This window comes from Planctomycetota bacterium (genome assembly GCA_026387035.1).
Taxonomy (GTDB): domain Bacteria; phylum Planctomycetota; class Phycisphaerae; order FEN-1346; family FEN-1346; genus JAPLMM01.
The window spans coordinates 1-6915 of record JAPLMM010000067.1 but is presented as its reverse complement, the minus strand read 5'-3'; the positions used below and the strand labels follow the sequence as shown (position 1 = coordinate 6915).

Here is a 6915-nt window from a genome sequence, read left to right as displayed (position 1 = left end):
ACCTCGCAGCGCCGAAAAAAGGCCAGCAACACCTTTTCATCTTCGACGAGCCGACGACCGGCCTGCACCTGGCCGACATCCAGGTCCTCCTGAAAACCTTCCACCGCCTCGTCCACGCGGGGCACTCGCTCCTGGTGATCGAGCACAACCTGGATTTCGTGAGCCAGGCGGACTGGATCATCGACCTGGGGCCGGAAGGCGGCGAAGGGGGCGGCGAACTGGTCGTCGCCGGGCCGCCCGAGCAAATCGCCCGATGCCGACGGTCCTACACCGGCCGCTTCCTCGCCGAGCGCCTAAAAAACACTTAACCCCCTGCCACGGCAAAGTCGAAGACGAAGCCGGGCCGCTTCCTCGCCCGCCGATTAAGCGCCGGCGCCTAACTGCAACGTTAATCTGGTAATCTGGAGATATCTTGCTATTTTCTGTGAATCAGGGATGCTTCCTATTTCAGTTGCCCTTGCCGCGGGCGTGGCGGGGAAAAACGGGAAGCGTCCCTGATTCCAAACAGAACGGGCGACCCGGTTCGAGCCGCCCGTGCGAGAGAGTATTGCGAATCGTCTCACTTCCTCTTGCGGCAACCAAGCACCGCCAGCCCGCCCAGGGCCAGCAGCGACAGCGTGGCCGGCTCGGGGGTGATCGTGGCCGAAAGCGGCGTGCTGTCAGAGCTGTAGCCGTCCGTGCCGCGGCCGACGATGAAGTCCAGTCTGTCCCCATCACCCACCAGAGGCGTCAGGTTGAAGGGCTGGCTGTTTGGCGTATCATAAACCGAGAAGAGCAGTTGAGGGGCTCCCACGCCTCTGGTCAGATAGATCAACGTGTCCACTTTGCCCGTGTCGCCGGCCCCAAACGTACCAGTGACAGTGATGGAACCATCCAGAGGTGAAGTCCATCTCGCGATCGACTGTTCGCCATGCAAGGCCGGGTGGAGCGCGACCTCGCCCGGCAGCACACCAAGGTATGTACTGCTTTCCAGGTTCTTCCATATGCAGGCCTCATTGCTACTGGTGGACCACGTGGAACTACTGTGTATCGTATACAGGGTGAACCCATTCTCTGAGTGGCCATAGGACCAGTCGCCGTTGGGATTGCTTGTGGTGCTGAAGTCGTTTTGCAGAGACCAACTCGCCTGGGCCGTGCCGACCGCCAGCAGCATCGCCGCAACCGCAACAAGAATCGTCCTCGCTTGCATGATTCGTCCCTTTCTTCGTGTTGTGCCCCGGCTGGCGAGATTCTCGACCACCGGCGGCAAAGACAACTGGCCGCATTAAAGCAAAAAGGCCAGCCTCCCCCGAGGGAGACCGGCCCGAAACTTCAATCTCTATTCAATCTCTATTCACAACCCTGGTCACAGTATAGCACAAAAAAAGAAAAAGTCAAATTTTTCCTTGAACACCTGAATGACCGTGCGTGAGCAGGACCAGTTCCATAACCTCAAAAAGTGGCGTTCTTGACCCCGCCAGGGCTGATTTCGGCCATTTATGAAACCAGTTCTAGGCCATGATTCCGGTATAATCCGGGGGCTGTACCGCCAATCGCGGCGGCGGGCAAGTTATGGCGTGCGGTCGGCGTTAAACGCCGCCGAAGGAAGGTCGATGGGCACCCCGGCCCGCTTATTCGCCCGCCAGGACCTCGCGGGTGCGTCGGCAATCGTCGGCCATTCGGGCCTTGAGGGCCTCGGCGTCGGGAAACGCCTCCTGCGGCCTGAGCAGTTCGACGAACTCGACGGCGATCTGCTCGCCGTACAGTTCGCCGTCGAAATCCAGGAGGAACGCCTCGACGGTCACGGGCTCGCGGGCGCCGAAAGTGGGCGCGCGGCCGACGCTGACGGCGGCGGGATAGCGCGTGCCGTGAACCTCGGCCCAGGCGGCATAGACGCCTTCGCCCGGCACCAGGAACCGCGGCGCGGCGATATTGGCTGTCGGATACCCCAGAGGCGCGCCGCGGTGATGGCCCTCGACGACGGTGCCGACGTAGGCGTAGGGCCGGCCGAGGCATCGTGCGGCTTCGGCGACGCGTCCGGCCGCGAGCAGCGAACGGACGCGCGTGCTGGAAACGCGCTCGCCTTCCACGACGACGTCGTCGACGATCTCGACCTCCAGGCCGTGATGGGGCGCCAACTGGGTGAGTTGCTCGACGTGGCCTCCACGCTTGACGCCGAAACGGAAGTCGCGTCCTTCCACGAGGACGCGTGCAGCGAGTGCGCCGACAACGACGCGGCGAAGGAAATCCTCCGGCGACATCGTGAGGATCCGCTCGACGTGTTCGGGCCAGACGACGGCCCGGATGCCGATGCGGCGCATCAGTTCGAGTTTCTGGCCGAAGGTCTGGATGAGCGGCGGGGTGGCCGCAGGGTGCAGAATCTCGAGCGGATGGGGATGGAACGTGAAGATGACGGGCGCCGCGTCGAGGGCACGGGCGCGCTCGACGGTCCGGGCGAGCACGCGCTGGTGACCCAGGTGGACGCCGTCGAAGACGCCGACCGAAAGGGCGCCGCCCTTGAACTTCGCGTCCACGTGGTCGAGGTCGCGGAGGAGTTCCATGGACACTACTATACCACCCGGTGGTGGCGAGGGCCAGTCAAGACAGTGCGGAACGCGGAGTGCTGAGCAAAGGCAAACGGCAAACGACAATGACCAAGAACGAAACGCCGTCTCGCACATCGTCATGGTTAGCCGCGAGCCGGCTTGTCCCGGCGTAGTCCCGGCGCGCCGGGACGAAGCCGGAAGGCGAGCGGGCGGAACGCGGAGTGCGGAATAAACGGCCAACGGCAAAGGCACGACCAGCCCGTCAGAGCATCGCCCAGGCCTCGTTGAGGGTGCGTTTGGCGGCGGCGAGGACGGCTTCGGGCAGGGCCTCGGGATAGGCCTGGGCGTCCGGGTAGGCCGTCGGAAGGACGAGGCCGACTTTCATATAGCGATAGATGGAACCGTTCACGGGCGTCGGCCTCCTCTCACCGGGCCGCCGGCCAGATCCAGACATAGTAGGCGGCCAGGGCCGCCTGGACGGCGACGAGGGTGCAGGCGGTGAAGTTGAAAACCATGTGGAGGCGGGGCCGGAGTCGTCGGCCGCCGGCGGGCTCCCGCGTCAACTGGCCGCCGAGGATCCAGGCGATGCCGTAGAGGACGGCAATGGCGCCGGCCAGGGCGACGTGCCACTGCAGAATCGAGGGCGGCAGGACGCGGCCGTAGAGCAGATACTTATGGACGGCCCAGCCGAAGAGAATGCCGAGATAGATCATGGTGTAATAGACGACGCCGAAGTTGATGTGCGACCGGAGATGGAAGCGCCCGGGAAGCACGCTGGAGCCGTCGGGACGCCGCGTCGCACGCAGCAGGCCCATGTAGCCGGAAACGGTGCCGAGGGTGACGGCCAGAATCATCCAGGCGGCGTGAACGGTGACGTAAAGCATGACGGACCTCCGCTGGGTGCTCGGGCCGAGGATATTGTAGCACGCGGGAGCGGGCGTGTGAAATGCAGAATGCGAGAGGCGAGTCTTGCTTCATTCCACCCATCCGGCGACCGGCCGTACGGGCGTCCACCGCTCGCCGTCGCGCCTGAACAGGTACATCCAGCCTCCCGCGCCGAAGTTCAGGCCGATCACAACATATCGCCCGCCTGCAATCCAAGTCAGCGAGCCGCGTGCATACGGTTTTCCTCGGCCGGGCGTGGTACCGTCCGGCGCCAGCAGACTCTCGTCCGGCTTCCCAACGACGAGGCGGACCGTGCCGCCCGCCGTCTCGAACACGATGTGCCGCCACCGATCGACCGTCAGCAGCGCGCCGGGACGCCCCTTAAGGCCACCTTCGCCTGAGAAGGCGGCATCCCCGGGCCGTATCCGGCGGTCGAGGAAGGCCCAGAGCAGCATATCGCGGATGGGCGGCAAGTCGTTCTCCCCGAGGGCGATGGCCGCGAGGCGCTCCTCCCCCGGCCGGCCGCGGAAGGTCTGCACAATGCCCCCGGCTGCCAGACGGGCCATGCGCTCGTCGGCATCGCCAAGGAGCCCCGCAAAGAACTCCACGTAGGCCGGGTCCTGCTGCTGCGCCATGACCGCCAGGATCCGCTCCCTGTCCTTACCCTCTGCCCTGGCGAAGGCCGCGACCAGCCGCTCTCTCGTGTCGGGCGCGCCGATGGCCTTCAGCGCCGCCCCGATGTCGTGGCCCTGGAAGTGCCACGGAACCGGCTCCTTCGTTTCGAGACATTCGATCACGACGGCCGCGCCGGACGTATCGCCGAGCCGCCCGAGAACACGAGCGGCATAGAGGCGGGCCCACGGGTCGTCCGACTTGAGGAGTTTCTGAAGGACCGGCCCGGCCTCCGGGTCGGGAAAGACCTCCATCAGTTGCAGGACGTCGGAGCGCGGTCCCTGGTCGAAGGCGGCGCCCGGCGCGGCCTCCCCGAGCAACTGCACGAGTTGCGGCGCGACGCGGCTGTCGGCGAGAAACTCGACGGCCATGCGGATCGCAAACCGCTTGTTGCGGTCCGGCTCCTTGAGGAGGGCGTCGAGGAGTTGCGGCATGGCCCGTTCGGCGCCCTCGATTTCGGCCAGGGCCGAGGCGGCACGTTCCTCGCCCTTCTCAATCACGCACCGGACCAGGACGTCAATCGCCCGCTCGTCCCCGGTGGACGGCAGGGCCGCCCGGATGTGCGCGGGCCAGTTTTCGCGCTCCCCGCGTTCGGTCTCGAGCAGCGTCAGCAGGCGGTCGGTGACGCGCCGGTCGCGGCTCCGCGCGACGTTCGTGAGAATCGGCACGGCCCGGTCCGGCGGAAGATCGGCCGTCACTGCGAGCGCCGTATCCACCGCCATCTTGTGCCCCGTGGCGGCCAGGTTCCCCAGTTGCATCGCCGCGCTGTCGCGGAGCGTCGTGTCCGGCGCCACGAGCGCTTTCTGGAACAAGGGGTAGATCTCCGGGGCGTCCGGAAAGTTGATCAGTTCGTAGATCGTCTCCTGGGTGATCCCGTCGCCGGCTTCGGCCAATGCAGCCTTGACCCCCTCCGCGCGCAGGGCCTCGTCCGTCCAGTCCTTGCGCTCGGCCCACCAGGCCTGCCACCAGACGAGGCGCTGCTGGGGCGTCATCGGGCGGTCGCGGATCTGGAGGAACTGCCGGAGCGTCCGGCGCCCGAACCGCCCCATCTGGCGCTGGGCGGCGTTGCGCACACCCTCCGACGCGTGCGCCACGAGGGGCAGAACCCTGTCGGCCTCGCTGCGGGGAATGCGGTAGATGAACTGCTCCGCCTCCTTCAGCGCCTCGCCCCGGCAATGGCGGAAGATGAGATCCCGGGTTTCGGCGTCCGGCAGTTCGTCGATGGCGCGGTAGCCCTTGATGCCCTTCCACTGAAGCGCTTCCTGCTCATCGGCGATCAGTTTCTTGAAGTCGGCCAGCGCCCGCTCGGGGGCGATCCGACGGAGCGCCTTGGCGAAGACACCCAGATCCAGCCGCGGCGGCTCCTCGACGAACAGCGCATAGACCTCGTCATACGACGACACGAATCCGAGGGCCGGCCGGGCGCGCAGCACCCAACGCCACCAGTCATATGCCGTGTGCATCTTCTCCCAGGCCACCACGAGTTCGTAGGTCTCCTGCCCCTCCCCGAGCGGCGCCACCAGTTCCACAATCCGGCGGTGGACCGGCAGGCCCTTGCGAAATTCCTCCAGGAGAAACCGGTCCACGTCGGGCCGGGCCGGCCATTGGGCGATCTCCTGCTGGAAGGCGTGCCGAGTGTTTTGGTCAATCTCCTCGAAGTGCGTGCGGAACGTCTCAAGCGCGGCCGGCCCGGCCTCGCGGAGCGTCCGCTGGGCCTCGGGTCGAAGCCCCCGGTGATAAGAGGAACCGACGAAGCGGATGCATCGCAGCCGTTCGGCGTCGTCGCCGCGCGCCGGCGCTGCGGCCGCCGGCACCGCAATACCCAAGAGAACGGCCAAGCAAAGCCCGTGCCTGATCATGATAGGTTCCCCCACGGCCGCAGGTTCGAACCCGCCAAGACACGGCAAATATCATACAGCCTGCCGCGCGGTTCCGCAACGCAAAAGAAGCGGGCCGCCTCACGCGGACCCGCCTATTGTGTGGTCTTATTTACCGCATTGCATGCGGTTTTTCACATAGGCCGTCAGGCCGAGGGCTGGGCCTTGGCCTTCGCGGCCAAGTCGGCCGTCTTGGCCTCGGCTTCCTTGGCGAAGGCGGGGACCGCTTCGTCGCCGTAGTACTTGCGGATGTTGGCGGCCGCGCCGGCCTGGATGCGGACGATTTGGTCCGCGCCGTCGGCGGCGCGGAAGAGGTGGCGGAATCGGCCCTGGGGTTTCAGGTACTCTTCGACACGCTTCCATCCTTCTTTGGGCGGGCGATGCGGCTTGGTCTCGCCCTCGATGATTTCGTAGAGCGGATAGCAACCGGTCTCGAACGCGAGGCGCGCGAGAACGGCCGTCTGGGCCGGGTCGCTCCGCCAGCCGAGCGGGCAGACCGCGTGGACCTGGAGATACTTCGGCCCGCGGTACGCGAGGGCGCGCTTGACCATGGCCGGGAGTTCGCGATAGAAGCCGCACGACCCGACGCCGACGTACGGGATGCCGTGGGCGGCCATGATGACCGGGAGGTCCTTCTTGGGCCGGTCGTTGCCCCAGGACGCTTTGCCGGAGGGGCTGGTGGTGGTGGAGGCGTCGAGCGGGGTGAGGCTGGACCGCTGGATGCCGGTGTTCATGTAGGCTTCGTTGTCCCAGCAGCAGTAGAGCATTTCGTCGCCGCGCTCGAAGGCGCCGGAGAGGCACTGCAGGCCGATGTCTGCGGTGCCGCCGTCGCCGCCCATGGCGATGATGTTCGTGCCTTCGAGTTTCCCCTTGTGCTTGAGGGCGTAATAAACGCCGGAGGCAATGGCCGCCGCGTTTTCGAACAGGCTGTGGATCCAGGGGGCCGACCAGGAGGA

Annotated in this window: 7 protein-coding genes; 1 reads left to right on the top strand and 6 read right to left on the bottom strand. The window is 66.0% G+C overall.

Annotated features, from left to right (window positions below; all coding sequences use genetic code 11):
* Positions 1-308 (top strand): excinuclease ABC subunit A (locus NTX40_02050; GenBank protein MCX5647868.1); only part of this gene is annotated, 308 nt, incomplete at its 5' end.
* Between the two features lie 251 nt (positions 309-559).
* Here NTX40_02050 and NTX40_02045 read toward each other — a convergent pair.
* From NTX40_02045 to NTX40_02020, 6 genes are all read right to left on the bottom strand, one after another.
* A complete protein-coding gene (locus tag NTX40_02045) occupies positions 560-1189 on the bottom strand; it encodes a PEP-CTERM sorting domain-containing protein (GenBank protein MCX5647867.1) in 630 nt (209 codons plus the stop codon).
* A 421-nt stretch (positions 1190-1610) separates the two neighbouring features.
* Positions 1611-2540 (bottom strand): bifunctional riboflavin kinase/FAD synthetase, encoded by a 930-nt coding sequence (locus NTX40_02040; protein MCX5647866.1) that lies wholly within the window; start codon positions 2538-2540, stop codon positions 1611-1613.
* Positions 2541-2787: 247 nt separating this feature from the next.
* Positions 2788-2934, bottom strand: a complete 147-nt coding sequence (locus NTX40_02035; protein ID MCX5647865.1) for a hypothetical protein — start codon at positions 2932-2934, stop codon at positions 2788-2790.
* Between the two features lie 16 nt (positions 2935-2950).
* On the bottom strand, positions 2951-3409 hold the full coding sequence (locus NTX40_02030; protein MCX5647864.1) for a hypothetical protein: 459 nt from the start codon (positions 3407-3409) through the stop codon (positions 2951-2953).
* Positions 3410-3499: 90 nt separating this feature from the next.
* On the bottom strand, positions 3500-5941 hold the full coding sequence (locus tag NTX40_02025; protein MCX5647863.1) for a hypothetical protein: 2442 nt from the start codon (positions 5939-5941) through the stop codon (positions 3500-3502).
* Positions 5942-6105: 164 nt separating this feature from the next.
* Positions 6106-6915 (bottom strand): thiamine pyrophosphate-dependent enzyme (locus tag NTX40_02020; GenBank protein MCX5647862.1); only part of this gene is annotated, 810 nt, incomplete at its 5' end.